Origin of the sequence: Ciceribacter sp. L1K22, assembly GCF_017599385.1 — a bacterium.
Lineage (GTDB): Bacteria > Pseudomonadota > Alphaproteobacteria > Rhizobiales > Rhizobiaceae > Allorhizobium.
This window is the reverse complement of sequence record NZ_JAGFPK010000001.1, coordinates 3,299,778-3,325,872: the sequence shown is the minus strand read 5'-3', so window position 1 is coordinate 3,325,872 and position 26,095 is coordinate 3,299,778. Positions and strand designations below refer to the sequence as shown.

Genomic DNA, 26,095 nt, shown 5'->3' with positions numbered 1-26,095 from the left:
GCGGGTGGCGGTCGCCTTCAGCAAGGCGGCCGTCACTTCACCGACTGCGGCTTTCCGGCCTGAGCCCAACGCGGCTGGCCGGGTGAACAAGAACCAGGCACTATCTGACGGAGCGCAGGATGAGACAATCCAATATCGGATGGCTGTTTCTAGCACCAGCGACGCTAATTCTGTTTGTCGTCGGGTTCATTCCCTTCATCTACATCGTCTATGTCGGCTTTTTCGACTGGAACACCAACGCCGTCGATCCGAGCTTGCGCTGGGCCGGTCTCCAGAATTACCGCAGCCTTGTTTTTGATACGACCTTCCTCAACTCGCTTGCGCGTACACTGGTCTTTGCCTTCTTCGTCGTCGTGAGTGAGCTGTTGCTGGGCTATGTCCTGGCCCGGGCGCTGATGGCGGACCGGTTGTGGGGCCGGCAGTTCTTTCGCACGATCCACACTCTGCCGATCGTTGTCGCGCCGATTGCCGTCGGCGCAACCTGGCGGCTGCTTTGCGTTCCCGGCTTCGGCATTGTGCCCTATTACCTGAAGCTGTGGTTCGGCATCGACTACAACATCTCCACCAATGCCTACCACGCCTTCGGCACGGCAATCATCATGGACCTGTGGCACTGGACGCCGTTCGTCACGCTGTCGCTCATGGCCGGCCTGACCGCTCTGCCGAAGGAACCGCTGGAACAGGCGCAGATCGACGGCGGCAACAAGCTGCAGATCTTCTGGTACGTGATCGTGCCGATGTTGAAGCCGGTGCTGCTGACAACCGTTTTCATACGACTGATGGACGCGCTGCGCTCGGTCGATGAAATCTGGATGCTGACCAAGGGCGGCCCGGCCGAGGCGACCCGGTTCATCGGCCTTCATATCTGGATCAACGTCTTTCCGAAGACGGACTACGGTTACGGCGCGGCCATGTCCCTTCTCACTCTTTACGTCACCATCGTTTTGAGCTGGCTGTTGTTCGTCGCCATGACCGGCCGCAAGGGAGGCGCACAATGAGACGCTCCGGTATAGCCTCTTTCCTCCTTTGGATATGTCTGACCATTCTGACGTTGCTTCCGGTCTGGTGGATGCTGGTCGTTTCGATGCGTCCGCGCGTCAAGCTTTATTCCAAGTCGGTCCTCATCGACGATCTCTACTGGGATAATTTCCTGGCGGTGCTGAACAGCTCGACCTTCCTGCAATATCTCTGGAACTCACTGATCGTGGCGACATCGAATGCGGCACTGGTATGCGTGCTGGGGCTGCTCGCCGCGTTCGGGCTGTCGCGTTACAAGATCAGCGGTGGCGACAACATGTTCTTCTGGCTGATCACGAACCGCATGGCGCCGCCAGCCGTGTTTCTGCTGCCACTCTTCCTGTTGTTCACCAAGTGGTTCGTGTTTGGCGATTTCATGCTGTTCGACACGAAGATCGGCCTGATCCTGCTGTATTGCGTCTTCAACCTGCCTTTCGCCATCTGGCTTCTGAAAGGCATGCTGGACGGCATCCCGCTGGAGCTTGACGAAGCGGCGCGGGTGGATGGCGCAACGACCGGCCAGGTGTTGTCCCACGTCATCCTGCCGCTGGCTCGGCCTGGCCTGGCCGTCACCTTCATCCTGACCTGGATCTTCGCCTGGAACGAGTACCTGTTTGCCGCCACGCTCACGTCCTCGGCCGACGCCCGGACCGTGACGACAGCGCTCGCGGAATATGTCTCGGTCACCGGTACGAACTGGGGCGAGATGGCGGCTATGGCCTTCCTCACCACGCTGCCGGCCCTGGTCGTGCTCGGCTTCGTCCAGAAGCACATCGTGACAGGTCTGACGTTCGGCGCTTTGAAAGGGTAACATGATGGCTGGCATTCAACCCCAGAAAACCGAACGCGACGGGTTCCTACCGATCCGAACCAACGGTTTCGACAGGGGCTTCATCTCCGTGGTGCTGCTGATCCTGGTGCATCTTCTGTGGATGCGCTTCCTGGAGAGCGTGTTGCCCCTGTGGGTGGCGACGGTGCTCTGCCTGGCGCTGGCCGTGTTCATTATCCGAAAAGGCTGAAAACATGAAATCGCTCGTCCTCGAACGAAAACACGAACTGCGCATTCGCGACCTGGACCCGAAAGAGGTGCTTGGTCCCACCGACGTGCGCATTGCGATCAAGACCGTCGGCGTCTGCGGCTCGGACGTTCACTACTACACCCATGGCGCCATCGGTCCTTTCGTCGTACGCGAGCCAATGATCCTCGGCCACGAAGCAGCCGGCATCGTCGAGGAAGTCGGCAGCGCGGTCCAGAACCTGAAAGTGGGCGACCGCGTCTGCATGGAGCCCGGCATTCCCGATCCACAAAGTCGCGCGTCGCGGCTGGGTCTCTACAATCTCGATCCCGCGGTGCGCTTTTGGGCGACTCCCCCGGTGCATGGGGTGCTGAGACCAAGCGTGGTCCATCCCGCGGCCTATACCTTCAAGCTTCCGGACAATGTTTCCTACGCCGCGGGCGCCATGGTCGAGCCGCTGGCCGTCGGCTTCCAGGCAGTCTCCAAGGCGAGGCTGACGCCCGGCGCGGTCGCTCTCGTCACGGGCGCCGGGCCGATCGGCATGGTGACCGCGATCGCGGCACTGTCGGCTGGCTGCGCCAAAGTCATCGTCACCGACGTCGTCGATGAGAAGCTCGCAGTGGCGCGCAAGCTCGGGCCGGCGATCATGACCGTCAACGTCCGCTCGCAGGATCTGAAGGCTGTCACAGCCCGCGAAACCGACGGCTGGGGCGTCGATGTCGTGTTCGAATGCTCGGGTGCGGCCGACGTGATCGCAAACACTTTGAACCATGCTTGCCCCGGCGGGTCCGTCGTTTTTGTCGGCATGCCCCTGAAGCCGGTCCCGCTCGATATCGTCATCGCCCAGACAAAGGAACTGCGCATCGAGCACGTATTCCGCTACGCCCATGTCTATCCGCGCATCGTGGCGCTCCTGGGATCGAACCAGATCAACGTCGATGCACTGATCACCGACACCTACGCTTTCGAGGACTCGATCGAAGCGTTCGATTACGCCGTGAAGCCAAGGCCGTCGTCCGTGAAGATCCAGATAGAGCTTGGGAAATAGGATGTACCTGCAGAAGTTGGATCTGAGCGGAAGAGTGGCCGTCGTCACCGGTGCGGGGCGAAACATCGGTTACGCCTGCGCCGATGCGCTGTCTGAAGCCGGCGCGCATGTGGTGCTGACCGATCTCGACGAGGAGCTCGGTCGGTCCGCGGTCTCGAAGCTTGCCGGAATGGGGCGTCTCGCCGAGTTCGTGCGCCTCGACGTGACCGATTCCGGCGAAACCGACAGTGTCGCAAAAGCGATCGCCTCCAAGCTTGGTCGCGTGGACATTCTGGTCGCCAATGCCGGCATTTCAGCACAGAGCCCGGCGGAAGAAATGGCGGATGCGGACTGGCTGAGGGTTGCAAACGTCAACGTCAACGGCGTGTTCTGGAGCAATCGCGCCTTCGGAAACATGATGCTGAAGGCGGGCAAGGGCTCGATCGTCAACATCGGGTCGATGTCCGGCATCATCGCCAACCGGCCGCAGCCGCAAGCCGGGTACAACGCCTCGAAGGGCGCCGTTCACATGCTGACAAAATCGCTTGCTGTCGAATGGGCCGATCGGGGCGTCCGCGTCAACGCCGTCGCACCCACCTATATCGCGACCGACATGACGAAGGCCGCTATCGAAGGGACCGGTTGGGACAAGGCCTGGATGGACATGACGCCGATGAAACGCATGGGCTCAGTCGAGGAAATCGCGTCTGTCGTCCTGTTCCTGGCTTCCGATGCTGCCAGTCTGATGACCGGAAGCATCGTCGTTGCGGATGCGGGGTACACCTCATGGTGAAGCTGCCCGAGCACCCGTCCCGAATGGATCGGCGGCCTTGCCGCCACAACTGACTGAGGATTGAGATATGGCGACGATCGAACTCGACCAGGTCGACAAGCATTACGGCTCCTATCACGCATTGCGCAAAATCTCGTTCGATATAGCTGACGGTGAGTTCGTCGTGCTTGTCGGCCCCTCGGGTTGCGGCAAATCCACATTGCTGCGAACGCTTGCCGGTCTTGAGGAGATCACCGGTGGCACGATCAAGCTTGGTGGGCGACGGGTGGACAATATCGCCGCGAAAGACCGTGACGTGGCGATGGTGTTCCAGAACTATGCGCTCTATCCGCACATGACGGTGCGGGAGAACATGGCATTCGCGCTGAAGCTGCGCGGCGACACTCTGGCCGACCGCAACGTCAAGGTAGACAAGGCTGCCGAGATGCTGCGGCTGACGCCCTATCTCGATCGGTATCCCAAGGCACTATCCGGCGGCCAGCGTCAGCGCGTCGCTATGGGCCGCGCCATGGTTCGCAACCCTAAAGCGTTCTTTTTCGACGAACCGCTCTCAAACCTGGACGCCGCGCTCCGCGTCGACATGCGTTCGGAAATCAAGGCTCTCCACCAGCGCCTCGGCGCCACCTCCGTCTATGTCACGCACGACCAGATCGAAGCCATGACGATGGCGGACCGCATTGTTGTCCTGCGCGACGGCAAGGTGGAGCAGATCGGGGCGCCGCTGGAGCTTTACGACAGACCGGCAAATACTTTTGTCGCAGGATTCATCGGATCGCCGGCGATGAACATGCTGCCGGCCAAGGTCGATCTTTCATCGAACATGGCACGGTTGGCGGATGGGTCGAGCTTTCCCCTCCCGCAAGGCACGCGGGCGCGGGACGGCCAGGACGTGATTTACGGGGTCCGTCCCGACCAATGGATATTGGCGCATGGCGACCAGGGCGCATCGGCAACTGTCGAATTGATCGAGCCGACAGGGGCGGAAATTCTCCTTGCAGCACAATTGGCAGGCCAGCGGATTCTCTGCGCCTTTCGCGAACGCCACGCACTGAAGCCGCGCGACACGATACGGCTCGCCGTCGATCCGTCCGCAGCGCATGTGTTCGACAAGCAGACCGAGCAACGAATCTCGCCCTGAGCAAGAGTCATCGGAGGGATCACCCATGTCAGACTTTACCGGGAAAACCATCATCGTCACAGGGGCCGGCAAGGGTATCGGCCGGGCCTGTGTCGAATTGTTCACCCATCGTGGCGCGCGGATCGTAGCCATGGCGCGCTCGCAGGCCGATCTCGATGATTTGGCGCAGACATTTGGCGCGACTGTCATCTCCGTGGATCTCGCCAATAATGGCGCAGCACGCGAGGCGATGAAGAAGGCCGGCCTTGCCGACGCGCTGATCAATTGCGCGGGAACGAACGTGCTCGAAAGCGTCCTCGACATGACCGAGGAGGGGTATGAACAGGTTCTCGGCATCAATCTACGGGCCGCGCTGATCTGTGCGCAGGAGTTTGCACGCGCCCGCATCACAGAGGGCGGCGGCGGCGCGATCGTGAACGTGACTTCGATCGCAGGACATCGTGGTTTCGTAGATCACGTGGCCTATGCCGCTTCGAAGGCGGGACTGGAAGGCGCAACACGCGTCATGGCCAAGGAACTCGGCACCTATGGCATACGAGTGAATGCAGTGGCGCCGACGGTAACCATGACGGAACTTGCTGCCAAGGCATGGTCCGAGCCCTCGAAACGAGACCCCATGATGAGTCGCCACCCGCTCAAGCGTTTTGCAGACGTCGAGGACGTCGCACGGTCGATTGCACTGCTCATTTCAGAGGACGCGCCGATGATCACTGGCGCCGTCTTGCCCGTCGACGGCGGCTTCCTTTCTGTTTGAAAACCAAGAGGCGAAACGAGAAGATGAGCAAACCACTTGAAGGAAAAATCGCTGCCGTCACTGGTGCAGCATCCGGTATCGGGCTGGCAACGACCCGAGCGCTGGTCGATGCGGGCGCGACGGTCGTGATGGTAGACTACAACAGGCACGCGCTCGAGACTTACGCCGAGGAATTCGGCGAAGCCGTCGTCACGCAGGTCACCGACCTTCTGGATTCGGCAAGTTGCGCGGCCATGGTGCCGGAAATACTTGCAAAGGTCGATCACATCGACATCCTGCACTGCAATGCGGGGTCCTATATCGGCGGAGATCTCATCGATACCGATACGGCGACAATGGATCGAATGCTCAATCTCAACGTGAACGCCGTCATGAAGAACGTCCGCGACATCGCTCCGCACATGATCGAGTGCGGAACGGGGGACATCCTGGTCACCTGCTCCGTCGCCGGCCATGCGCCGATCCAATGGGAGCCAGTCTATTCCAGTTCCAAGTGGGCAATCACCAGTTTCGTCCAGATCATGCGTCGGCAATTGAAAAATCACGGCATCAGAGTTGGTCAGGTCTCACCTGGCCCCGTCGTTTCGGCTCTGCTTGCCGATTGGCCTGCGGAGAATCTCGAAAAAGCCAAGGCTAACGGAAGCCTGATCGAGCCCACTGAAGTCTCCGATGCAATCATCTTCATGTTGACCCGACCGCGGAACGTCACGATCCGGGACATGATCGTCTTGCCGACCAATTTCGACGTTTAGGTCGGGGAAATGGGAATATTAAATGGCGCAGCGCCACCACTTTCATTGATCAACGCAATCAATCCGCAGTCCAGCCACAGGTCAGCATCACGGATTTCATCTTTGCACTAAGGGAATGCCTGTTAGCAGCCTCCGCTATCGGTTCAATGGACTGGGCGATCGGGCTGCAAGTCCAGCCGACTTATGCCGAACAACTGCTTAGAAAGAATCGCCCCGCTGCCCTCGCCGACAGCGGGGCGAGAGCTATTCCCAATCCGCAAATTCAAGGGGAAGCGCAATTTCGCGATCAGGCAGAAGCGACCTCACCGTCATTAAGAATGTAGCGCCGAGAACGATACAAAAGCGCGCTATCATTTTCACTACTTTGGATATCAAGAACCCGTCCGAACAAAACCCGGTGTGTCCCCTCATCAAAGGCACGGGTGATCTCGCACTCGAAACTAACCAAAGCTGAAGCCAGCACCGGAACACCAGTTATTCCATCCACCCAACGACCCTCAGCGAACCGTTGCGCCATCGCTGTTTTGCCACCGAAGAGGTTGGAGCCGCGACCTTTAACTGCTTAGGACACCTGCTCCGCGGCTCTGTGTAGCAAACCAGCCCGACTTGAGATGACCTTGCAAATTGCACTCAGGATGGGGTGCGTGATACCCTCATCGGCCAGTTCTGCAACAAGGGCATCGGCCTCGCTCACAACCCTTTCCGCCATTTGGGCAAGGTCGCGAACAAGGATGCGCTGAGAAGATTTGGTTCCGGGCACCAATGTCGCCCAATGCTGCAGTTGGATCGTGTCGGGCACATCGCGGCCGCCAATCTTCATGGCGAGCCTCTTTGACAAGCTGGGATACACTGCCGTGCAAACGACATCGTAGATCGGCGCCAGATCCGGCTCATCGGGGCCATAAAGCAGGGCGTAGTTCTTGCCGTGGGCATCGGCGTTGCCCACGAGATAATGGAAGATCAGCATGCGAATGAACTGCAACCGATCCGCGACAGGTCTCGCGCAGGCCTGGTCGATCAGCCCGAGAGATCGTTCTGTTCCAGGACCGCCCTCAGCCTCATACTTCAGCTCCGGCGGCACGCCAAGGGCCTGGCAGAAGTCTTCCTGGTGCAGGCGCTCAATGATGCCGTCTGCAGCTTTCGTCCGATCATAACGCTCAACCAGGAGAAAGGCAGTCGCCCCGTCTAGGCGTATCTCGACATGAGGTACCGGCAGCTTGAGTCGGGCAGCCAGCCGCATACAAAAATACTCGTTCTCCACCGTGCCTTCCAACGCCTGGATGACTGGTTTCAAGATATGGGTCGTTGGTCTGCCGTCTTTTGCCAAGGCAATGGAATCTCCGTCGACAATGACCGCCAGTTTATCCTGCGCGCCGGCGAGCGATAGGCGAATGCCCTCATCTCCGCCAAGCAAAGGCCGGGTCCGCAGCCTGCTGAGAATTTCATCCAGACGTACCGAAGTGAGAATTTCGGCTTGGGACTGGCCGGGAGGTTCGGGCGCCGTGCCGGTGGGATAGAGTGACAATGCCCCTGCACATTCGCCCCCGATAACTTCCAGGAGCCCGAAGGCATTGCCTGCCGAAAGGCCGAGCGCGCCAGCCAGGCGTTGCCGCGGGCCTTCGTCCGGCAAGAGGCCGGAGAAAAACGGGCGCACCACCTGATCACCAAATGGTTTCTCTTGCAGGGGCATCGAGAACGAGATCGCACGCGATCGTTGATCCAGGAGATATGCGCCATCATAGGCAAAGGTCAGCAGGCCGTCGTCAAGCTGGCCGAGTACGCCCGCCTTGGTGTCGCGAAAATAGACGTCCAAGACGCGGGTCATGATCGCGGGCCCTGGCGACGCCCGACCGAAACAACGAGGCCCAAACCAGCCAGGACTTGCATCGCACGGCCAATCTGGCAGCTCTCTTTTCCGGCCTCGAGTTCACGCAGAAACCGTACGCCGACACCAATCACCCCGGCGAGTTGCTCCTGGGTTAACCCTTGCTGTTTGCGCTCGTGACGGATCAGCATGCCGAGGCTTTTTGTATCTTTGATCTTTTCCATAATCACCCCTATCGGGATGATTATATCGTCAGATGGTGCAAAAGGAAGACAAAAGAACCGATCGGGATGATTTTCTCATTACTGGCGCCGACCGACCGAAATAGACCCGCTCGGGATGAAACTACAACGCCAGACTTACCCTGGCGCTCACTGCTTGAACCAGTTCTCACGGTGCCATCTCAGGAACTGGGGATGTGGCCGCTCTAAGACCCTACTAGGCACGATCGCCTTCCCGGTCTTGTTGAGGAGTCCTTGAATGCTGTCAGGATCATTCGCCTGACGCGATATCAGGATATCAAGATCGTCCGAAAGACCAATCAGACCGCGATCAAACATCCAGTGTGCGGTACCCGAAAGAGCAATTCCGTTGGAAAGAATGTCAGGCCCGCTCGCTTCCACCGGCCGGATATGTGCGGCGTCGACCTCCGCCCGGCCACCACCGTTGATGAGCTTCAATCCCGTGATGGCGCATCGTTTGTCATAGGCGTGAAGAACGAGCCGGCGAAACAGCCGATTTCGAACGATCCGCGACGAGAGTTGCATGACCCGGTCGCGCTCCTGCTCGAACATGAACGGCGCTTGAGCTTCATCTGCAAATCCATCGACCGCATGCGTTACCCCCGGCTCATCCAGCCGAGTCAGTTCAGGCTCATGCTCGTCTATGCCAATCGATACGATACGGTTGAAATCAGCTGCGGACATCGGCCGGACCGCAGCCTGTGCCCTGCCGGAAATACGGCCCTCTTCATTCAGCACGCCCCGCTCTATTACACCGTCTGGTCCACTGAACGGAACGGGATTGATGAAGTCGAGATAGCTGCCGTGTTCGATCAGCGCCAGATACATGTCGGGGGCCTTCGGATCAGGAATAACCCGTTCAACCTTGGCGACAGCAAAATAGCCGCGGGTCGCTGCGACTTTCCGAGGCTCGTAGTAGATGATCCAATCACCCACACAAGCCTGGACACGACCGAGATACTGGCCCGGGAACTGGTATTGTTCAGCCGGGCTATCGTCGTAAATCGAATCTGACCGGTGAATGAAAACCCCGAATCCCATCTGCAACCTTTACCATGAGGCACTTGATGCTTCATTTGAAATAAGGGTCTCAGCCTGGCCCCAAATGCTCTCCGCTGCGGCAATACCATTTGTTAAATGTCCACTCCTACCTGCCCGGCAGATGCCCTCGAAACGCGGGACAAAAGCCGTTTTGGCGGCACGGCGACAGCGAGTCGCCGTCCATTTTTGATCAAGAGGACGATGGCGGGGAAGCGGCGCCACCTTCGGCCTTAGAGGATGAAATCGCCCTTTATGAAATCGATGGTGGTATCGACGCGGATCGCGAAGTCCGAGACCTTGTCGCCGTTGACGTCGGCGTAGACGTAGGTGTCGCCGCCGGAATTGACGTAGCGGAGTTCGCCGGCCTTGCCGGTAAAGGCGGTTTTCTCGCCGATGAAGGTGAAGGCCTGGTTGCCGGAGGATTTCGTCGATGCGTCGATGGCGGAGAGATCGATCTTGTCGGCCTGGGTGCGCGAGAAATCGTAGATCATGTCCTGGCCGGAGGAAGCCGTGGTCGAGTCCGACAGCGCTGTGAAGACGAAGCGGTCGGCACCCGCCCCGCCATAGAGCTTGTCGGCGCCCGTGCCGCCGGTCAGGATATCGTTGCCGGCCTCGCCTTTCAGGGTGTCGTTGCCGTCAAGGCCGGAGAGCGTGTTGTTGCCGGTATTGCCGGTGATGACATTGGCCAGCGCATTGCCGGTGCCGTTGAGATTGGCCGAGCCCAGGAGGATCAGGTTCTCGATATTGGTGGCGAGCGTCAGGCTGAGCGTGGAGCGGACCGTGTCGGTGCCGGCATTCGCCGCCTCGATGACAACATCGCCGGAGTTGTCGACGTAATAGGTGTCATTGCCGGAACCGCCTTCCATGCGGTCGACGCCGGCGCTACCGTCAAGGCTGTCATTGCCGTCGCCGCCGATCAGCGTGTCGGCGCCCGCGCCACCGTCGAGCATATCATTGCCCGCACCGCCATCGAGCCGGTCGTTGCCGCCGAGGCCGAGGAGCGTGTTGTTGCCCGAATTGCCGGTGATGACATTGGCGAGGCTGTTGCCTGTGCCGGTAAGGTTTCCGCTGCCTGTCAGCACGAGGTTTTCCACCGAGCCGCCGAGGGTGTAGGAGATCGAGGCGCGGACGGTGTCGGTGCCCTGGGCGGCCATTTCCTGGACCTGGTCGCCGGCCGAGTCGACGATGTAGGTATCGTTGCCGAAGCCGCCGAGCATGATGTCGTTGCCGCCGGCCCCGTCGAGCGTGTCGTTGCCGCCATAGCCGCGGATGGTCTCGTCGAAGGCGGTGCCTTCAAGCGTCTCGGCCAGAGCGGTGCCCTCGATGTCGGCGGCGAAGACACGCTGGGCGATGCCGGAATCGCTCCCGTCCGGCGTCGCCCATATCACAACCCAGCCACCGCCGGGCAGCGCCGTCACGGAGGGATAGTATTGGGCGCCACCGGTCACGGCGTTCACCAGCGTTTCGGTTCCCACCGCGTTGCCGCTCGCGTCGTAGCGCTGCTGGTAGATATCGTATTCTCCACCACGCTCGGATATCCAGACAGTGACCCAGCCGCCGTCCGCGAGGGCGGCCACCGCCGGCCAGATGTCTTGGTCCGCCGTCGTGGTAGCCACTTGTTGCTCGCCGCCCGCAGCGCTTCCATCGGCCTGAAAGCGCTGCTGGTAAATGTTATCGCCGTCCCCGTCGTCGGAACGCCACGTTACAACCCAGCCACCATCGGAGAGGCCAGTCACAAATGACTGGGACTGCACGTCGGTCGAGGAGGTATTGACACGCTGTATCTGGCCCACGACCGTGCCGTCGGCCGCGAAGCGCAGCTGGCAGATGTCATAATGGCCGGTATCCTCGTTCTCGAAGGTCCAGGCCACGACCCAACCGCCATCAGAGAGCGCTGCGACCCGCGGGAAGGACACCTCGCTGGATGCCGTTACGCCGAGCCGGGTCTCGGCACCGCTGGCAGAACCATCCGCCGCGAAGCGCTGTTGGCAAATGAACTCGTCATTGCCGTCATAGCCGAACCAGGTCGCGACCCAGCCGCCATCAGAGAGCGCAGCGAGAGACACGCTAAGCTCAGACGCACCGGTGGAGGTGCCTGTCCGGACCGCGCCGCCGACCGCCACGCCGTCGGCATCGAAGCGTTGCTGGTAGGCGTTCGGTGGGCTGGTCTGGTCGGCGTACTGCTTCCAGGCGACGACCCAGCCGCCATCGGACAATGCCGTGACATCCGGGCCCTCCTCATATACCGTCGGCGAACTCGTGACCTGAACCTCCCCGCCGATCGCGGCGCCATCGGCGCCGAAACGCTGCATGTAGATGTCGCTGGCAACGTCGTTCTCGCTCATCCATGTCACCAACCAGCCGCCATCGGCGAGCGTCGTGATCTTGGATATTGACTGCCGGTTGTCGGTGGTCTGGTTGACGATGGCCTCGCTGCCACCGGTCGCGTTTGCTGTCATGATCGGGTGCTCCCCTGGTTGGTTCCGTTTCCGGCGAACGCCCCGAACCGGAGGCGAAAGGCCGTTTGTGGTGGACGCTAGAGCGACGACGGCATGCTGTCGCCGTCCATTTTTGATCTGCGGGGGGAAGGTGCGGGAGGAGGTGCCAGGAGCTCTGCGCGCCGTGGGCGAACAGCGCCTGCGAACGCCTGGCACCACAGCACCGTCGCCGGCCGGCCTCCCGACGGGGGGCGTTAACGGACGGCCCGGTGCCGATATTTTGCTCACCTAGAGGATGAAATCGCCCTTCACGAGGTCGATGTTTGCGTCAATCCTGATTGCAAAATCCGAGACCTTGTCGCCGTTGACGTCGCCGTAAACGTAGGTGTCGCCGCCGGAGTTGACGTAGCGGAGCTCGCCAGCCTTGCCCGAATAGGTCTTCTCGCCGACGAAGGAGAATGCCTGGTTGCCGGACGTCTTCGTGCTGGCGTCGATGGTGGAGAGGTCGATCCGGTCGCCGTCGGCGCGCGAGAAGTCGTAGATCATGTCGCGGCTGGTGGAGGAGACGGTGGAGTCAGAGGTCGCGGTGAAGATGAAGCGGTCGGCGCCCGCTCCGCCGTAGAGCTTGTCGGCGCCTGAACCGCCGGTGAGCTGGTCGTTGCCGGCCTCGCCCTTCAGCGTGTCGTTGCCGGCGAGACCTTTAAGGAAGTTGTTGCCGGAGTTGCCGGTGAGCACGTTGGCCGAGGCGTTGCCGTTGCCATTGAGGTTGCCTGAGCCGGAAAGGATCAGGTTCTCTACATTGGTTGCCAGCGTGTGGCTGATCGTCGAGCGGACCGTGTCGGTACCGGCATTCGCCGCCTCGATGACCACATCGCCGGAGTTGTCGACGTAATAGGTATCATTGCCGGAACCGCCTTCCATGCGGTCGGAGCCGGTGCCGCCGTCGAGCCGGTCATCGCCAGCACCGCCATCGATCCGGTCGTTACCCCCGAGACCGAAGAGCGTGTTGTTGCCGGAGTTTCCTGCGATGACGTTGGCGAGGCTGTTGCCGGTGCCGGTGAGGTTGGCGCTGCCTGTCAGCACGAGGTTCTCCACCGAGCCGCCGAGGGTGTACCAAATCGAGGCACGGACGGTATCCGTGCCCTGGGCGGCCATTTCCTGCACCTGGTCGCCGGCCGAGCCGACGATGTAGGTATCGTTGCCGACGCCGCCGAGCATGATGTCGTTGCCGCCTTGGCCCTCGAGTATGTCGTTGCCGCCGTAGCCGCGGATGGTCTCGTCGAAGGCGGTGCCATCAAGCGTGTCGGCCCGCGCCGTGCCGTCGATGTCGGTGGCGAAGACGCGCTGGTGTATGCCGTAGCCGCGCTCGTCCGACGTTCGCCATGTCACGACCCAGCCGCCGCCGGGCAGCGCCGTCACGGCCGGCGCCAGCTGATAGCCCTCGGTTTCGCCATTCACAAGCGTCTCCGTTCCCACAGCATTGCCTGCCGCATCGTAGCGCTGCTGGTAGATGAGCAAGTCGTCATCGCGCTCGGTGTTCCAGACGGTGACCCAGCCTCCATCGGCAAGCGCCGTCACCGCGAAAGTCGGATCGTCGACCGGCGTTGTGTTGACGCGTTGCTCGGCGCCGTCAGCGCTGCCGTCGGCACGAAAGCGTTGCTGGTAGATGACATCGCCGTCCTCGTCGTTGGAACGCCACATCACCACCCAGCCGCCATCGGACAAACCAGTGACGGACGGCTCGAAGAATGTGTAGGCACCGACGCTCTGCTCCTCGCCCACCATCGAGCCATCCGCTGCGAAGCGCTGCTGGCCAATATCTCGAACTCCGTACTCGCCACTGAAGGTCCAGATCACGACCCAGCCGCCATCGGCCAGCGTGGCGACCTTTGTGCCGTACGGGTCCGAACCGCCGACCCGGGTTTCCAGACCGCTCGCCGTGCCATCGGCGGCGAAGCGCTGCTGGTAGAAGCCTCCTTGATTGGAGAACCAGGTGGCGATCCAGCCGCCGTCGGCGAGCGGCGTGAGGGAGACATCGTACTGGTAGCCGTCGGTCGAGGTGTGGACACGCGACTCGACGCCCACCGCCGTTCCGTCGGCATCGAACCGCTGCTGGTAGACGTCATAGTCGTCGGTCTCACCATCGTAGTGCGTCCAGGCGATGACCCACCCACCATCGTCGAGCGCAGTCACCACGGTGCCGAATTGCTCGCCCCCCAAGGTCGTATTGAACTGAACCGCCTCGCCGATCGCCGCGCCGTCGGCGCCGAAACGCTGCATGTAGATGTCATCGTAGTCGACGTCGCCTGACTGAACGGACTCCATCCAGTTCACGATCCAGCCGCCATCCGAGAGCAGGGTGACCGACCTTTGTCCCATATAGTCGCTGGTTTGACGAACGATGGTCTCGCTGCCGCCGGTTGCTCTTGCCGTCATGATTTGCCTCCTGTCGCATTGTTAACGACAGGCGGGCGGGCGGGATGGAACATGTCCGGAAGCGAACGCTCTCACGCGGCACCGACGAGGCCTGTTATTGGCGCGGAGGCTAGCGGGACGGCAAAGCGGAGTCGCCGTCCATTTTTGATCGTGGCAGCGCCGAATTCTTCGGCAGGCGTCGGCATGAGCGGGAAGCGGCGCCACCTTCGGCCTCAGAGGATGAAATCGCCTTTCACGAAATCGATGTTTGCATCGACGCGGATGGCGAAGTCGGACGCCTTGTCGCCGTTGACGTCGGCGTAGACATAGGTATCGCCACCGGAATTGACGTAGCGCAGTTCGCCCGCCTTGCCGGAATAGGCCTTCTCGCCGACGAAGGAGAAAGCCTGGTTGCCGGAGCTTTTGGTGCTGGCGTCGATGGCCGAGAGGTCGATCTTGTCGGCCTGGGCGCGCGAGAAATCGTAGATCATGTCGCGGCCGGAAGACGCGACCGTGCTGTCGGAAAGCGCGGTGAAGATGAAGCGGTCGGCGCCCGATCCACCGTAGAGCTTGTCGGCCCCTGCCCCGCCCGTCAGCTGGTCGTTGCCGCCCTCGCCGCGCAGGGTGTCGTTGCCGGCGAGGCCTTTGAGGATGTTGTTGCCGGAATTTCCGGTGAGCGCGTTGGCGAGCGTGTTGCCGTTGCCGTTGAGGTTGCCTGCGCCGGAAAGGATGAGGTTCTCGACATTGGCGGCCAGCGTGTGGCTGATCGAGGTCGGCAAAGCCGAATGCGCTTGGCGCGGGGTGGAGCAGCCCGGTAGCTCGTCAGGCTCATAACCTGAAGGCCGCAGGTTCAAATCCTGCCCCCGCAACCAAACGCAAAAAATATCCCAGAGAAAACAAAACCAGAATGAGACCCGTCCAACAAGACGGTGACCCGTGGTCGTGGAGTGCCCCCGGTTTCATCGGATATGTCGGCTAACTTGATTTAGCCCTGATAAACTGCCGTAGGGAAGCCATCTTGACCGCGGAATTGAGATGGATTTCGTTATAGTCCTCGATCCATCCGGCGATGAGCCGGAGCGCCTTTTTGGCGTCCGTCAGAGCCGATATGCGGATATAATCCAGTTTCAGGGTTTTGACCAAGGCTTCTAAAAGGCCGTTCAACTGGGGACTGGCCACCGGCGTGCGGCAGGGCGCCAGAGCCGGAGATGCCCGCATTGGCGACCGCAGTCCCGGCAATCACGTCCCGGTTGAGGCGTTTAAGGCGCCGATGATGAAGTCAAGGCGAATAACCTCGCCATTCTAGCAGGCAACTCCCGCGCGCTAACAGCGCACCGGCGCAGCGTCGCGCATCACCTTCCCGTCGTGAATGTGGCCCTGGCGGATAGTCGTCTGCTTCTCCCGAAAAATTCTCGGTTGCCCATGATGCGGTTAACCGCTTTATCGCAGCCGAGTTCGATGTCGTCAGTTGCCATTGTTGGATGGAAGGCTGCGGAAACTCAATCGGTGAAAAGCGACGCGCTTTCGTACATGTCCGATCGCCCTGGTGTTCACGTATGCGTTGTTAAGATGACGATGGCCGAGCGAGACCCGGCCATCTAGTGCGCTACCGTCAGTCAGTTCAAACCGAGCAAGCGCGGCAGGAACAGGGTGATGTCCGGGATGTAGGTTATCAGCCCGAGGAAGACGAGAGCCGTGAAGAGCCAGGGCGTGGCTGCCTTGGTGACCTCCGTCAGTCCGAGTCTGGAAATTGCCGAACCTACGTAGAGGTTCAAACCGACCGGCGGAGTGCAAAGTCCGATCTCCATGTTCACCACGAGCATGATGCCGAAATGTACCGGATCGACGCCGAGTTTGACGGCGACCGGGTAGAGGATTGGCGCCATGATCAGCACGATCGCCGATGGCTCCATGACCATGCCGATGAACAGCAGAATGACGTTCACCATCAGGAGAAAGCCGATCTTGCCGAAACCCAGGCTAACGATCCAGTCCGAGAGCGCCTGCGGGATCTGTTCGGACGTCAGGATGAAGGCAAACATCACGGCATTCGTGATGATGTAGAGCAACATTGCCGACATGGCGGCTGAGCTCAAAAGCACCTTCGGCACTTCGCGCAGGGTGATGTCCTTGTAGACCCAGACGGCGACCACGAAGGCGTAGACGGCGCTCACGGCGGCGGCTTCGGTCGGCGTGAAGATACCGCCATAGATGCCACCCATGATTATGACGATCAGCATCAGGCCCCAGACGCTCTCGCGGAACGCCTGGAAGCGTTCTCCCCACGAGGCGCGCCGCATGCGCGGATACCCGTTCTTCCAGGCCCGCCAGATCGTCGTTCCGCCGAGCATTGAGGCAAGCATCAGTCCAGGGATGACCCCGGCCATGAAGAGCGTGCCGATCGATGCGGACATCACGGGCTGACCTTCCGGACCGGTGACAACCATGCCTGACGTTGCGACCGCATACATGACCATCACGATCGACGGCGGGATCAGGATGCCGAGGCCGCCGGCCGTGGCGACTGTGCCCACGCCGAACTGTGCGGGATAGCCCTGGCGCACCATCGCCGGGATGAGGATGGAGCCGACTGCCATGACAGTCGCCGGGCTGGAGCCGGAGATCGCCGCGAACAGTGCGCAGGACAGTACGGCCGCCAGGCCCATGCCGCCATACCAGTGGCCGACCATGGTGGTGGCAAAATGGATCATGCGGCGCGCGACGCCACCATGTGTCAGAAAGTTTCCGGCCAGTATGAAGAACGGGATCGCCATGATCTCGAACTTCTCGATGCCCGTGAACAGCTTCAACGCGATGGAATCCATCGGAATTGAGGTGAACGCGAAGAGAAACACGAATACCGTCAGCCCGAGGGCGATGGATACGGGCATGCCGGTTACGAGTAGCGCCGCGAGAATCGCGAAGATGATGAGAGCAGTCATCCCCGTGCTCCCGTCTTCAAATCCGCGGCCTCTTCTTCCAGTCCGTCGACAGCGCCGTGGTCGTGATGGGCGATGAAGCCCGTGGTTAGGTAGAGATAAAGAGCCTGCGCGAACCGGAAGCACATGAGGGCGGAGCCGAGTGGAACAGCGAGATAGACGAGCCACATCGGCATTTCGAGGTCGGGTGACGTCTGGCCTCCCTGCCTCACATGATAGACGAAATCGGCACCGATCCAGGCAATGATCGCGGTGAAGACGATGCCGCCGGACATTGCGACGATCGTCAAAATGCGCCGGTTCCTTTCATTCAGCGCCTCCACCAGAATGTCTACGCCAACGTGAACGCCAACCCGCACACCATAGGCTGCGCCGAACTTGGCCATCCAAACGAACAGGTAGATGCAGGCTTCCTGCGCCCATGTCAGCCGCAAGGAATTGATGGCCTTGAAGGCGGACCGGGCAGCGGACTGCAGCCAGGCAATCTCGTTAGCCCTTCCAACGGCGACGAGGTCCGCGGCGAGGCCGATCGAAAAACGGTGAGCGACGGCTACGAAGATCAATACGACGGCGGCGGCCATCAATACCGAGATGAGAATTTCTTCGAAGCGGTCGAGGATGCGTAGCAGCATGACAAACCCCCAACATGCGAAGGGGGCGCTTTACAGCGCCCCCGGCGAACTCATTCCATGCCGAGCGCGGCATACGCCTGCTTGATGAGATCAGGGCCGATACGGTCCGACATTTCCTCATGAACCGGACGAAGTGCTTCGACCCATTCGGCCCGTTCGTCCTCGGAAAGTTCATGGAACTCGGTCGTCCCGGCAGCCTTCATCGCCTCGAGGGCATTGTCGTTTTCCTGTTTTGCGATCGAGTTGGCGTACTCGGTCGCTTCCTTCATCGCCTTTTCAAGGTCTGCGCGGATCTCCGGATCGAGGCCTTCCCAGAATGCCTTGTTCACAATCACCGCGTAGCCGAGATAGCCGTGGTTGGAGAGCGTGGCATGCTTCTGAACCTCATGCATTTTTTGCGTGTACATATTCGATGGCGGGTTTTCCGTTCCATCGACGACGCCCGTTTGCAGAGCCTGGTAGACTTCCGAGAAAGCAAGTACCTGCGGCACAGCGCCGAGGGCCTGCATTTCCGCCTCGAGGATCTTTGACGACTGGATCCGCATTTTCAGGCCTAGGAAATCGTCGGGCGTTCGCAGCGGCGAGTTGGCCGACATGATCTTGAAGCCGTTATCCCAGTAGGCCAGGCCCTTGATACCCTTGTCTTCAAGCTTGGCGAGAAGCGATTGTCCCACCTCGCCATCGGTGATCTTCCTAAGATCATCGTAGCTCCCCATCAGATAGGGCAGGTCGAAGAGCTCGAACTGCTGGACCCCTAGAGGGCCGAACTTGGCCAAAGAAGGAGCGAGCATCTGGACGGCGCCCAATTGCAGTGCCTCAAGTTCTTCCTTGTCCTTGTAGAGCTGTGAGTTCGGATAGACTTCGATCTTGACAGCGCCATTCGTATAGGATTCAGCCAGCTCCTTGAATTTATCCGCACCCTTGCCCTTGGGGGTGTCGGGCGCGACCACGTGGCTGAACTTAATGACGAGAGGCTCGGCAAGCGCAGGCAGCGCCGCACAGAACGCGATGACAGCTGCACCCGCAATGCGAGCGAGGTTTCGACGAGTTAGCATGAAATGTCCTCCTGATTTCGTCGCCCCTCCAGGCGAGAGCCATCTTCTTGCCATTTTGAAGAGTGCGGCGCTATTGTGGGAAACCACAATGGATCGTCCCGAAATCGTGGAAGGAGGGGTTCCTGAAGAGGTGGAGCCGCAAAGACAGGACCATCCGAGACGCTGCCAATGAATCGGGAATAGCAGCGCCTTGGGAGCAGGTCTCTCCGGCGCAAGATTGGAAGAGGCTCGACGTCCTTTCCCTCGTGCCGCTGATGGCGATTCTGGCTCTCGCCCTTGGCGTCGCGGCTATGGTCTGGATCGTTGACCGCGGAGAGTCCGAGCAGGCTAGGGTTAAGATCGCGACCGATGCTCTGTGGGTCGAACAGACACTTCGATTCCAGCTGTCGATCCACGAGGATTTGCTCGTCCGTCTGGCGCTGGAACCACCGGGTGACGATGTGCGCACGGTAGTGGATCCGCGTGTTAAACTTCATATTGCGACAAACCCTGAAGTTCAGTCCGTCATCTGGTACGATGGCGGTGGTCGGATCGCCCACGCATTGCCGGGTAACGGGTCCCCGCAGGATCACCGGTTGGTGGAATTGCTGCGCGAGGGAGGCGCACGCGCGACCCGTCCAGTCTACGGTGACGTTACCGAAGACGGTCTGGTTGTCATCGCTTTGCCTCTGACGGGCTCCGAAGGTGTTGTTTCGGCGACGATCTCCATACCGATACTGCTGGAGCGACATGTCCCTTGGTGGATCGCCGAACAATACGGCGTACGGGTCGTCACCGCAGCAGAAAACACTGTCGCGGCCCGTCAAAAACTTGAGCCGGCTGTGGGCAACCCGCAGCACGCCATCAGTTTCGACCCACCGCTTCGCGGAATGCTCCTGCAGATCACTGCCTACGATACACCGGCGGCCTTTCGTTCGGCCTTGCTGCTTGGGACGATCGCCGCTCTAGCGACTTTTGCGATTCTTTCCCTCCTTGTCGTTTATACAAACGCCAGGCGGCGCCGGCGCGCGGAATTGCGCCTAAGGGGAGAAACGGCGTTTCGCCAGGCCATGGAGGAGAGCCTCACGGTCGGCCTTCGTGCGAAGGACAACGAGGGCCGTATCCTGTATGTCAATTCGGCATTCTGCAACCTCGTCGGATGGAAGGCGGAGGAGATCGTTGGCCGGTTGCCGCCAATGCCTTACTGGGATCCATCTCGGGTCGGTGAAGCTGAAGAAAGACAGAAGCGGCTGACAGCCAACGGCGCTTTCAGCCCCAGTTTTGAGACGAGATTTCGCCACCGGAGCGGGCGTGAAATAGACGTGCAGGTCTATGAGGCACCGTTGATCGATGCCTCTGGCGTTCACCGCGGATGGATGGGGTCGGTCATCGACATTACAGAGGCTAAAAACGCGACGCGACGCGCGCGTGCTCAAGACGAGGCCATGGCTCGTACGGGACGGCTGGTAACCTTGGGCGAAATGGCCTCAACCCTGGCACACGAACTCAACCAGCCGCTTTCCGCGATATCGTCCTATGCGACCGGCATGCTCAATCTTCTGGATCGTGATGACTTCGATGCCGGGCTTTTCCGTGGCGTGACCGAGAAGCTCGCGCAACAGGCGGCCCGCGCGGGTTTCGTCATCCAGCGCGTCCAGGATCTCGCGAGGAAAAGGGAACCTCATTTCTCGGAGATCCAGATCGACCAGGTCATCAGGGAAACGATTGCTCTTCTCGCGGCGGACGCGCGTGAGCATCGGGTAAAAATCGTGGCGGATATGGAGCCTGCGCGATCAGTTGCCGCTGATACCATCTTGCTGGAACAGTTGCTGATAAACCTGATCCGTAACGGCATGGAGGCCATGGCGGACAGGCGCACGGGTGACACTCTGACGATCAAGCTTCTGGAGCGTGGGGACAACGCAATCATTGAAATAGCCGATCAAGGCGCGGGAATTGATCCGGACGTGGAAAACAGGTTGTTCGAGGCGTTCGCCAGCACAAAGGCACAGGGTCTCGGAATGGGTCTTGCCATTTGCCGATCGATCGTGGAACTGCATGGTGGCCACCTTTCGTTTCGGTATGGTGAGAATGGTGGGACGGTGTTCGTTGTGCAGTTGCCACTCGCCCAGCGTGAGAAGCGGGCGATGGGGGAGGTACGGTGACATGACGGGAGTGATCCACATCGTTGACGATGAGGATGTCATCCGCGATGCACTCGCATTTCTTCTAGGGTCAAGGGGTTTGACGACGCGGGGCTGGCCTTCGGGAGAAGATTTCCTGGCGGCACAGCCCCTGGAGGACTGTGCTTGCGTCATCCTTGATGTTCGCATGGGCGGTCTCAGTGGACCGGACGTATTCGAACGAATTCGGTCCGTGCCAAACATGGCTCCGGTCATTTTCCTGACCGGTCATGCCGACGTTCCGGTGGCTGTTCGCGCCCTGAAGGCCGGCGCGTTCGACTTTGTCGAGAAGCCGTTCAGCGACAACCAGATTGTTGATCTCGTCGTGAAGGCAATCGAGGCGCACGCCGTGCATGAAGCGGATGCCGCGATGCGACGTGACGTGGAGGCTCGAAGACAGAACCTGTCGCAGCGGGAAAAGGAAGTGATGCACTTGATGCTGACCGGCGCCCTCAACAAGCAAATTGCCGAAACGCTCGGTATAGCGATGCGAACGGTCGAGGTTCATCGCGGGCGGGTCCTCAGCAAGATGGGTGTCAGAAACGCGATAGAACTAGCAAATCTTTTGGCTGAGGAGCGTCATCAGCCTAACTGATAGCTTACCTTGCCTTTGTCATTTATCCCTGCAAACACATCCGTAATCCAAGGGCCGTCCCCCTAGGAAGGCTGACTTGTATGTGATCACCGCGCTCGTAGCGAAGCATTGCATCGACAAGCAAACATCCGGCACCTTCGCCACATTCGATATGTTCGCCCTATCTGTTGAAATCAGCGGCTTCGGTGAAGCCGGCTTCTTGTGCACTCTAGGTGAATGACATGTCCGAGTGCAGGATGTGCTTTTTGACGCGTCCAAGGCGCGCAGCAATCTGCCAAGACTGCGGTTGCGTCCTAGTCGAGACCTTTAGTGCACGGCTGAAGTACCATTCCGACAGGCCAATGATTTCGGCTCAATCCCTTGAGCGCCAGAGAAATCGTCGATGCGATCGTTCATCCGCGGTTGAAAAGTGAGGAGGCCGCTTGGTCTCAACGTATCGACCGTCTTGTCCCCAGACCCCCAAGAGTATAGTTGATAAAAAATATCATATTTGAAGCCGCAGGTTCGATCCGCTTTATACAGTTTAGGAAGCCCGCCCATGACTCCTGATTTGGCCATCGCACCTGACGAGCGCGCGCCAGTTCCCGCCTTCTCCGTCGAAGGTGTGAACTATAGCGTAGCGGGCCGCCAGCTTCTGCATGCGATCGATATGATGTTTCCCGCTGGGGAGATCACTGCTTTGATCGGCCATAACGGTTCTGGAAAATCGACGCTGCTGAAGTTGCTCGCGCGTCAGATCCACCCGGAAAGCGGGACAATCCGCTACGCGGGCCAGGATCTCAACGAGCTACAGGGGCGCGCGTTTTCGCGCAAAGTCGCCTATCTTTCCCAAGATGTAGCCTCCGCGCCGGGTATGACTGTTCGCGAGCTTGTGGCGTGCGGGCGCTATCCATGGCATGGCGCACTGGGACGCTTCACCGACAATGACCGGCAGAAGGTTGCGGAAGCCATGGGCCTCACCCATCTCGAAGGGCTGGCCAACCGAGCCGTCGAAACGCTTTCGGGAGGGGAACGCCAGCGCGCGTGGATCGCGATGATGATGGCCCAAGATAGCGAATGCCTGCTTCTCGATGAACCAACATCTGCTTTGGATATTGCCCATCAGCTGGAGGTGCTTTCGCTTGTGCGGCGTCTTTCGCGCGAACGCGGGCTTAGCGTTGTCGTGGTCCTGCACGACATCAACATGGCGGCCCGGTTCTGTGATCGCATACATGCGCTCAAGGACGGACGGTTTATCGCCAGCGGCCGTCCCGCGGATCTGATGAACAGTGACAAGCTGCGGCAAATCTATGCCGTGCAGATGGACGTAACCCAACATCCCGTCCTCGAAATACCGCTCGCCTATGTCAGCTGATCAACTTATGTCCTTCCAGATTTCCCGCCGCGATCTCCTTCTCTCGGTCGCCGGTACAGCTGCGTTCTCTGCAACCTCATCCCGGGCGCAGCCTGCTGCCCCCGGCGTCGTGGTCAGCCTCGACTACGGTGTGGCTTCCACGCTGATGGCTCTGGGTATCGTCCCGGCCGCAGTTGCCTCGCTTGCGGACTGGGACATTTGGGTCGTTGAACCAGAGATGCCACCATCGGTCATGGATCTGGGGAATGCCTGGGAAGTCAATTTCGAGATTCTCACCACCCTTCAGCCCGACCTAATATTGACCACCCCTTACCTTGATGCGCTCAAGCCGCGCCTCGACGCTCTCGGGCAGGTTCTGCGGCTGGATGTCTATTCGGCTGAAGGAGGCGACATTCTGCCGAAGGCCATTGCGGCGACACGACAGCTAGGCACGGCGGTTGGACGCGAACAGGAAGCCGAAGCTTTCCTTCAAAGCGCCGAATTATTCTTCGATGAATGCCGCGAGCGGATCGCTGCCCTGAACATATCGTCGGTTGCCCTGGTTTCGTTTCTCGATGCAAGACATGCTCGTGTCTATGGCTCTCCGGGTCTTTATGACAACATCCTCCAAAGGCTCGGTCTTCAAAACGCCTGGACGGGACAAGCGACTTACTGGGGCTTCGATACCATCGGGATCGAGCAGCTTTCCAGGATCAGCGATCCGACAGCGCTGCTGATTGCGCTGGAGCCGATACCCGGCGACGTTCTACCGAAGCTCAGCACGAGCCCGCTGTGGAACGCGCTCCCCTTCGTCCGGGCGGACAACTTCTCCGTCATGCCGGGGTCGCTGATGTTCGGCATGGTCAACGATGCGATGCGCTTCGCTCGGTTGCTGACTGATCATCTGGAGACGGTGGCATGATCGGTGTTATCAGACGCGCAGCGATTGCGCCGCCCTCCATCGCCATCGGCACGCTGATCGTGGCTGTCATGGTCGCCGTTCTGCAAATGGCTCCGCTCCTTCAGACGATGCAGCCGCAAACGGCTTCCTACGATTTGCCGACGATGTTGCTCTACCACTCATTGTTGCCACGGATGGCGACAGCGCTTCTCGCCGGAGCATGCCTTGGGCTCTCAGGCGCTCTCTTTCAGCAAGTGCTTCGAAATCCGCTGGCCTCGCCAACGACCCTCGGTATCTCGACGGGGGCCAATCTCGCACTCGTGGCTGTTACCCTTTTCGTGCCCGACCTTCTCGGCTACGGGCGCGATCTGGTCGCGCTTGCCGGCAGTGTCGCGGTCGCCCTGATCGTCTTTGCGCTCGGAGCGAGACGCGGATTCTCACCTTTCTCGCTCGTTCTTTCGGGGCTCGTCATCAGCCTTTGGTGCGGTGCGCTATCGGCGGTTTTGATGCTGTTGAATGAGCGGTATCTCGTGAGCCTTTTCATCTGGGGATCGGGTTCCCTGTCGCAACAAAGCTGGGATATCCCTGTTTCCCTGTCATACAAGTTAGGGATCGTCGCCGTTTTGGCCGGACTCCTCGTTCGCCCACTCGGCCTTCTGGAATTGGGCGAAGGGAATGCGACATCACTTGGGGTTCCTGTGAAGTCTCTTCGGATCGCCGCGGTGTCGATCGCCGTCGCGCTTGCTGCATTTGTGACATCCGCGGTCGGTGTCATCGGATTCATTGGTCTCGTTGCCCCAATCATCATTCGGCTCGCCGGGGCTCGCCGTCCCGCCGAAATTCTGCTCTGGTCCGCGATCACCGGGGGCGGGTTGCTTTGGCTCGCCGACGGCGCCGTCCAATTGGTGGCTGGTGCGATGTCGGATTTTCTGCCGACTGGCGCGGTCACGGCTGTACTGGGATCGCCTCTTCTGCTCTTTCTGCTTCCACGGTTAAAGATCCGCCATCGAGTTGCTGCACAGGATGCAATTCGAGTGCATGGAAGCGGCGGCGGTTCCCGTTTTGCCGTGGTCGCTCTTGCCGTGACAACGCTTGTCCTAGCCGTGCTCGTATCACTTTTTATCGGGCGGATGGGGGTTGGAGACTGGGCCTTCATCGACCTGAATTATTTCTTCGAACTCCTTGCTCTGAGGTGGCCGCGCGTTCTCGCAGCACTGTCCGCCGGTGCAATGCTTGCAATCGCAGGCACCATTCTCCAGCGGCTTACTGGAAACGAAATGGCCAGCCCTGAGGTGCTCGGTATCAGCGCTGGGGCAACACTTGGATTGACCGCCGGCCTCTTTGTTGTCGGGATTCCGGGCCTCGGCGGACAACTGGCGCTGGCTGGCCTTGGGGCGACGATCGTACTTGCCGTCATTCTTCTGAATGGTTCGCGCGGCAGCTTTGCCCCAGAACGGGTTCTTCTTGCCGGGATCGCGCTCAGTGCTATGGCTGATGCGGTTGTTGGCGTGCTTTCGGCGACCGGGGATCCGCGCTCCATGTTCCTGCTGCGGTGGATGAGCGGGTCTACCTATAACGTCGATCTGATGACTGCTGTCTCGGTTACGGGGTTCCTGGTCGTGCTCGGCGCAGTGGCGCTGCGGCTCCACCGCTGGCTTGAACTATTGCCTCTTGGGCCCACTGCTGCTGGAGCACTGGGCGTACCGTTGCGTACCAGTAGATTCGTTATGTTTGTTCTCGCGGGTGTGCTGAGCGCGGCAGCAACGCTTGCTGTCGGTCCCTTGAGTTTCGTGGGCCTCATGGCTCCGCACATCGCGCGAGAGCTCGGGTTGAGGAAAGCAGTAGAGCAGCTCTTGGTATCGGCGGTGCTCGGCGGACTACTCATGGTGGCAGCGGATTGGATCGGACGGAACATCGTCTTCCCCTACCAACTGCCTGCAGGCATTGTTTCGGCGCTTGTCGGTGCGCCGTTCCTCATATTGCTGCTGCGGCGCAGACGTGAGAGCATTTAAAGATGGCC

General features: G+C 60.1%; 23 protein-coding genes, 1 tRNA gene and 1 pseudogene. 15 read left to right on the top strand and 10 right to left on the bottom strand.

Annotation, left to right across the window (positions count from 1 at the left end):
- Nucleotides 1-119 precede the first annotated feature (119 nt).
- The 8 genes from J5J09_RS16445 (at nucleotide 120) to J5J09_RS16410 (ending at nucleotide 6,497) form a co-directional block, all read left to right on the top strand.
- Nucleotides 120-998, top strand: coding sequence for a sugar ABC transporter permease (locus J5J09_RS16445; protein ID WP_208552342.1), 879 nt, complete (start codon nucleotides 120-122; stop codon nucleotides 996-998).
- Nucleotides 995-1,828, top strand: coding sequence for a carbohydrate ABC transporter permease (locus J5J09_RS16440; protein WP_208552341.1), 834 nt, complete (start codon nucleotides 995-997; stop codon nucleotides 1,826-1,828). The genes J5J09_RS16445 and J5J09_RS16440 overlap by 4 nt, the downstream gene beginning before the upstream one ends.
- A 1-nt stretch (nucleotide 1,829) precedes the next feature.
- Entirely contained in the window at nucleotides 1,830-2,036 is a 207-nt protein-coding gene (locus tag J5J09_RS16435) for a DUF2160 family membrane protein (protein WP_208552340.1), read from the top strand.
- A gap of 4 nt (nucleotides 2,037-2,040) precedes the next feature.
- A complete protein-coding gene (locus J5J09_RS16430; protein ID WP_208552339.1) occupies nucleotides 2,041-3,081 on the top strand; it encodes an NAD(P)-dependent alcohol dehydrogenase in 1,041 nt (346 codons plus the stop codon).
- 1 nt (nucleotide 3,082) lies between these two features.
- The gene (locus tag J5J09_RS16425; RefSeq protein WP_208552338.1) at nucleotides 3,083-3,853 is read left to right on the top strand and encodes an SDR family oxidoreductase; all 771 of its coding nucleotides are present in this window, start codon (nucleotides 3,083-3,085) and stop codon (nucleotides 3,851-3,853) included.
- A 67-nt stretch (nucleotides 3,854-3,920) separates the two neighbouring features.
- Nucleotides 3,921-4,991: a sn-glycerol-3-phosphate ABC transporter ATP-binding protein UgpC gene (gene ugpC / locus J5J09_RS16420; protein WP_208552336.1), complete on the top strand. Its 1,071-nt coding sequence runs from the start codon at nucleotides 3,921-3,923 to the stop codon at nucleotides 4,989-4,991.
- A gap of 25 nt (nucleotides 4,992-5,016) precedes the next feature.
- On the top strand, nucleotides 5,017-5,745 hold the full coding sequence (locus J5J09_RS16415; protein ID WP_208552334.1) for an SDR family oxidoreductase: 729 nt from the start codon (nucleotides 5,017-5,019) through the stop codon (nucleotides 5,743-5,745).
- 23 nt (nucleotides 5,746-5,768) lie between these two features.
- A complete protein-coding gene (locus tag J5J09_RS16410; protein ID WP_208552331.1) occupies nucleotides 5,769-6,497 on the top strand; it encodes an SDR family oxidoreductase in 729 nt (242 codons plus the stop codon).
- A gap of 562 nt (nucleotides 6,498-7,059) precedes the next feature.
- On the opposite strand, the gene J5J09_RS16400 is transcribed toward J5J09_RS16410, so the two are convergent.
- From J5J09_RS16400 to J5J09_RS16375, 6 genes are all read right to left on the bottom strand, one after another.
- On the bottom strand, nucleotides 7,060-8,322 hold the full coding sequence (locus J5J09_RS16400) for a type II toxin-antitoxin system HipA family toxin (RefSeq protein WP_208552327.1): 1,263 nt from the start codon (nucleotides 8,320-8,322) through the stop codon (nucleotides 7,060-7,062).
- On the bottom strand, nucleotides 8,319-8,546 hold the full coding sequence (locus J5J09_RS16395; RefSeq protein WP_142523806.1) for a helix-turn-helix domain-containing protein: 228 nt from the start codon (nucleotides 8,544-8,546) through the stop codon (nucleotides 8,319-8,321). The genes J5J09_RS16400 and J5J09_RS16395 overlap by 4 nt, the downstream gene beginning before the upstream one ends.
- A gap of 147 nt (nucleotides 8,547-8,693) precedes the next feature.
- Complete coding sequence (locus J5J09_RS16390; RefSeq protein WP_208552325.1) at nucleotides 8,694-9,605, bottom strand: HNH endonuclease; 912 nt, start codon at nucleotides 9,603-9,605, stop codon at nucleotides 8,694-8,696.
- A 230-nt stretch (nucleotides 9,606-9,835) separates the two neighbouring features.
- Nucleotides 9,836-12,064, bottom strand: a complete 2,229-nt coding sequence (locus tag J5J09_RS16385) for a calcium-binding protein (protein WP_208552323.1) — start codon at nucleotides 12,062-12,064, stop codon at nucleotides 9,836-9,838.
- Nucleotides 12,065-12,331: 267 nt separating this feature from the next.
- Complete coding sequence (locus J5J09_RS16380; RefSeq protein ID WP_208552321.1) at nucleotides 12,332-14,479, bottom strand: calcium-binding protein; 2,148 nt, start codon at nucleotides 14,477-14,479, stop codon at nucleotides 12,332-12,334.
- Between the two features lie 212 nt (nucleotides 14,480-14,691).
- Nucleotides 14,692-15,237 (bottom strand): calcium-binding protein, encoded by a 546-nt coding sequence (locus J5J09_RS16375; RefSeq protein ID WP_208552318.1) that lies wholly within the window; start codon nucleotides 15,235-15,237, stop codon nucleotides 14,692-14,694.
- A gap of 16 nt (nucleotides 15,238-15,253) precedes the next feature.
- On the opposite strand from J5J09_RS16375, the gene J5J09_RS16370 reads away from it, so the two are divergent.
- Nucleotides 15,254-15,330 (top strand) — tRNA-Met (locus J5J09_RS16370).
- Between the two features lie 103 nt (nucleotides 15,331-15,433).
- On the opposite strand, the pseudogene J5J09_RS22890 reads toward J5J09_RS16370, so the two are convergent.
- The 4 genes and pseudogenes from J5J09_RS22890 to J5J09_RS16350 form a co-directional block, all read right to left on the bottom strand.
- Nucleotides 15,434-15,900 (bottom strand): annotated as a pseudogene (locus J5J09_RS22890) (integrase core domain-containing protein); the annotation flags it as partial.
- A gap of 174 nt (nucleotides 15,901-16,074) precedes the next feature.
- Nucleotides 16,075-17,400: a TRAP transporter large permease subunit gene (locus tag J5J09_RS16360; RefSeq protein WP_208552314.1), complete on the bottom strand. Its 1,326-nt coding sequence runs from the start codon at nucleotides 17,398-17,400 to the stop codon at nucleotides 16,075-16,077.
- Entirely contained in the window at nucleotides 17,397-18,029 is a 633-nt protein-coding gene (locus tag J5J09_RS16355) for a TRAP transporter small permease subunit (RefSeq protein WP_208552313.1), read from the bottom strand. Before J5J09_RS16355 ends, J5J09_RS16360 begins: the two co-directional genes overlap by 4 nt.
- Nucleotides 18,030-18,079: 50 nt before the next feature.
- A complete protein-coding gene (locus tag J5J09_RS16350) occupies nucleotides 18,080-19,084 on the bottom strand; it encodes a TRAP transporter substrate-binding protein (RefSeq protein WP_208552311.1) in 1,005 nt (334 codons plus the stop codon).
- Between the two features lie 254 nt (nucleotides 19,085-19,338).
- Between J5J09_RS16350 and J5J09_RS16345 the strand changes: the two genes are divergently transcribed.
- The 6 genes from J5J09_RS16345 (at nucleotide 19,339) to fhuB (ending at nucleotide 26,087) form a co-directional block, all read left to right on the top strand.
- Nucleotides 19,339-21,228, top strand: a complete 1,890-nt coding sequence (locus J5J09_RS16345; RefSeq protein WP_208552309.1) for an ATP-binding protein — start codon at nucleotides 19,339-19,341, stop codon at nucleotides 21,226-21,228.
- Between the two features lies 1 nt (nucleotide 21,229).
- Nucleotides 21,230-21,841, top strand: a complete 612-nt coding sequence (locus tag J5J09_RS16340) for a response regulator (RefSeq protein ID WP_208552307.1) — start codon at nucleotides 21,230-21,232, stop codon at nucleotides 21,839-21,841.
- A gap of 76 nt (nucleotides 21,842-21,917) precedes the next feature.
- Nucleotides 21,918-22,061 (top strand): hypothetical protein, encoded by a 144-nt coding sequence (locus tag J5J09_RS16335; protein WP_208552305.1) that lies wholly within the window; start codon nucleotides 21,918-21,920, stop codon nucleotides 22,059-22,061.
- Between the two features lie 318 nt (nucleotides 22,062-22,379).
- Entirely contained in the window at nucleotides 22,380-23,195 is an 816-nt protein-coding gene (locus tag J5J09_RS16330) for an ATP-binding cassette domain-containing protein (RefSeq protein WP_208553615.1), read from the top strand.
- Between the two features lie 7 nt (nucleotides 23,196-23,202).
- A complete protein-coding gene (locus J5J09_RS16325; protein ID WP_246745862.1) occupies nucleotides 23,203-24,096 on the top strand; it encodes an ABC transporter substrate-binding protein in 894 nt (297 codons plus the stop codon).
- Nucleotides 24,093-26,087, top strand: a complete 1,995-nt coding sequence (gene fhuB / locus J5J09_RS16320) for a Fe(3+)-hydroxamate ABC transporter permease FhuB (protein WP_208552301.1) — start codon at nucleotides 24,093-24,095, stop codon at nucleotides 26,085-26,087. The genes J5J09_RS16325 and fhuB overlap by 4 nt, the downstream gene beginning before the upstream one ends.
- The last annotated feature ends 8 nt before the right edge of the window (nucleotides 26,088-26,095 follow it).

Excerpts from the sequence above, each read along its gene's own strand:
- J5J09_RS16400 (WP_208552327.1), bottom strand. The coding sequence starts at position 8,322 with ATGACCCGCGTCTTGGACGTCTATTTTCGCGACACCAAGGCGGGCGTA.
- J5J09_RS16345 (WP_208552309.1), top strand. The coding sequence starts at position 19,339 with ATGGCGATTCTGGCTCTCGCCCTTGGCGTCGCGGCTATGGTCTGGATC.
- J5J09_RS16445 (WP_208552342.1), top strand. The coding sequence starts at position 120 with ATGAGACAATCCAATATCGGATGGCTGTTTCTAGCACCAGCGACGCTA.
- J5J09_RS16385 (WP_208552323.1), bottom strand. The coding sequence starts at position 12,064 with ATGACAGCAAACGCGACCGGTGGCAGCGAGGCCATCGTCAACCAGACC.
- J5J09_RS16415 (WP_208552334.1), top strand. The coding sequence starts at position 5,017 with ATGTCAGACTTTACCGGGAAAACCATCATCGTCACAGGGGCCGGCAAG.
- J5J09_RS16325 (WP_246745862.1), top strand. The coding sequence starts at position 23,203 with ATGTCCTTCCAGATTTCCCGCCGCGATCTCCTTCTCTCGGTCGCCGGT.
- J5J09_RS16440 (WP_208552341.1), top strand. The coding sequence starts at position 995 with ATGAGACGCTCCGGTATAGCCTCTTTCCTCCTTTGGATATGTCTGACC.
- J5J09_RS16395 (WP_142523806.1), bottom strand. The coding sequence starts at position 8,546 with ATGGAAAAGATCAAAGATACAAAAAGCCTCGGCATGCTGATCCGTCAC.
- J5J09_RS16380 (WP_208552321.1), bottom strand. The coding sequence starts at position 14,479 with ATGACGGCAAGAGCAACCGGCGGCAGCGAGACCATCGTTCGTCAAACC.
- J5J09_RS16350 (WP_208552311.1), bottom strand. The coding sequence starts at position 19,084 with ATGCTAACTCGTCGAAACCTCGCTCGCATTGCGGGTGCAGCTGTCATC.
- ugpC (WP_208552336.1), top strand. The coding sequence starts at position 3,921 with ATGGCGACGATCGAACTCGACCAGGTCGACAAGCATTACGGCTCCTAT.
- J5J09_RS16355 (WP_208552313.1), bottom strand. The coding sequence starts at position 18,029 with ATGCTGCTACGCATCCTCGACCGCTTCGAAGAAATTCTCATCTCGGTA.
- J5J09_RS16360 (WP_208552314.1), bottom strand. The coding sequence starts at position 17,400 with ATGACTGCTCTCATCATCTTCGCGATTCTCGCGGCGCTACTCGTAACC.
- fhuB (WP_208552301.1), top strand. The coding sequence starts at position 24,093 with ATGATCGGTGTTATCAGACGCGCAGCGATTGCGCCGCCCTCCATCGCC.
- J5J09_RS16330 (WP_208553615.1), top strand. The coding sequence starts at position 22,380 with ATGACTCCTGATTTGGCCATCGCACCTGACGAGCGCGCGCCAGTTCCC.
- J5J09_RS16430 (WP_208552339.1), top strand. The coding sequence starts at position 2,041 with ATGAAATCGCTCGTCCTCGAACGAAAACACGAACTGCGCATTCGCGAC.
- J5J09_RS16340 (WP_208552307.1), top strand. The coding sequence starts at position 21,230 with ATGACGGGAGTGATCCACATCGTTGACGATGAGGATGTCATCCGCGAT.
- J5J09_RS16425 (WP_208552338.1), top strand. The coding sequence starts at position 3,083 with ATGTACCTGCAGAAGTTGGATCTGAGCGGAAGAGTGGCCGTCGTCACC.
- J5J09_RS16390 (WP_208552325.1), bottom strand. The coding sequence starts at position 9,605 with ATGGGATTCGGGGTTTTCATTCACCGGTCAGATTCGATTTACGACGAT.
- J5J09_RS16435 (WP_208552340.1), top strand. The coding sequence starts at position 1,830 with ATGATGGCTGGCATTCAACCCCAGAAAACCGAACGCGACGGGTTCCTA.
- J5J09_RS16410 (WP_208552331.1), top strand. The coding sequence starts at position 5,769 with ATGAGCAAACCACTTGAAGGAAAAATCGCTGCCGTCACTGGTGCAGCA.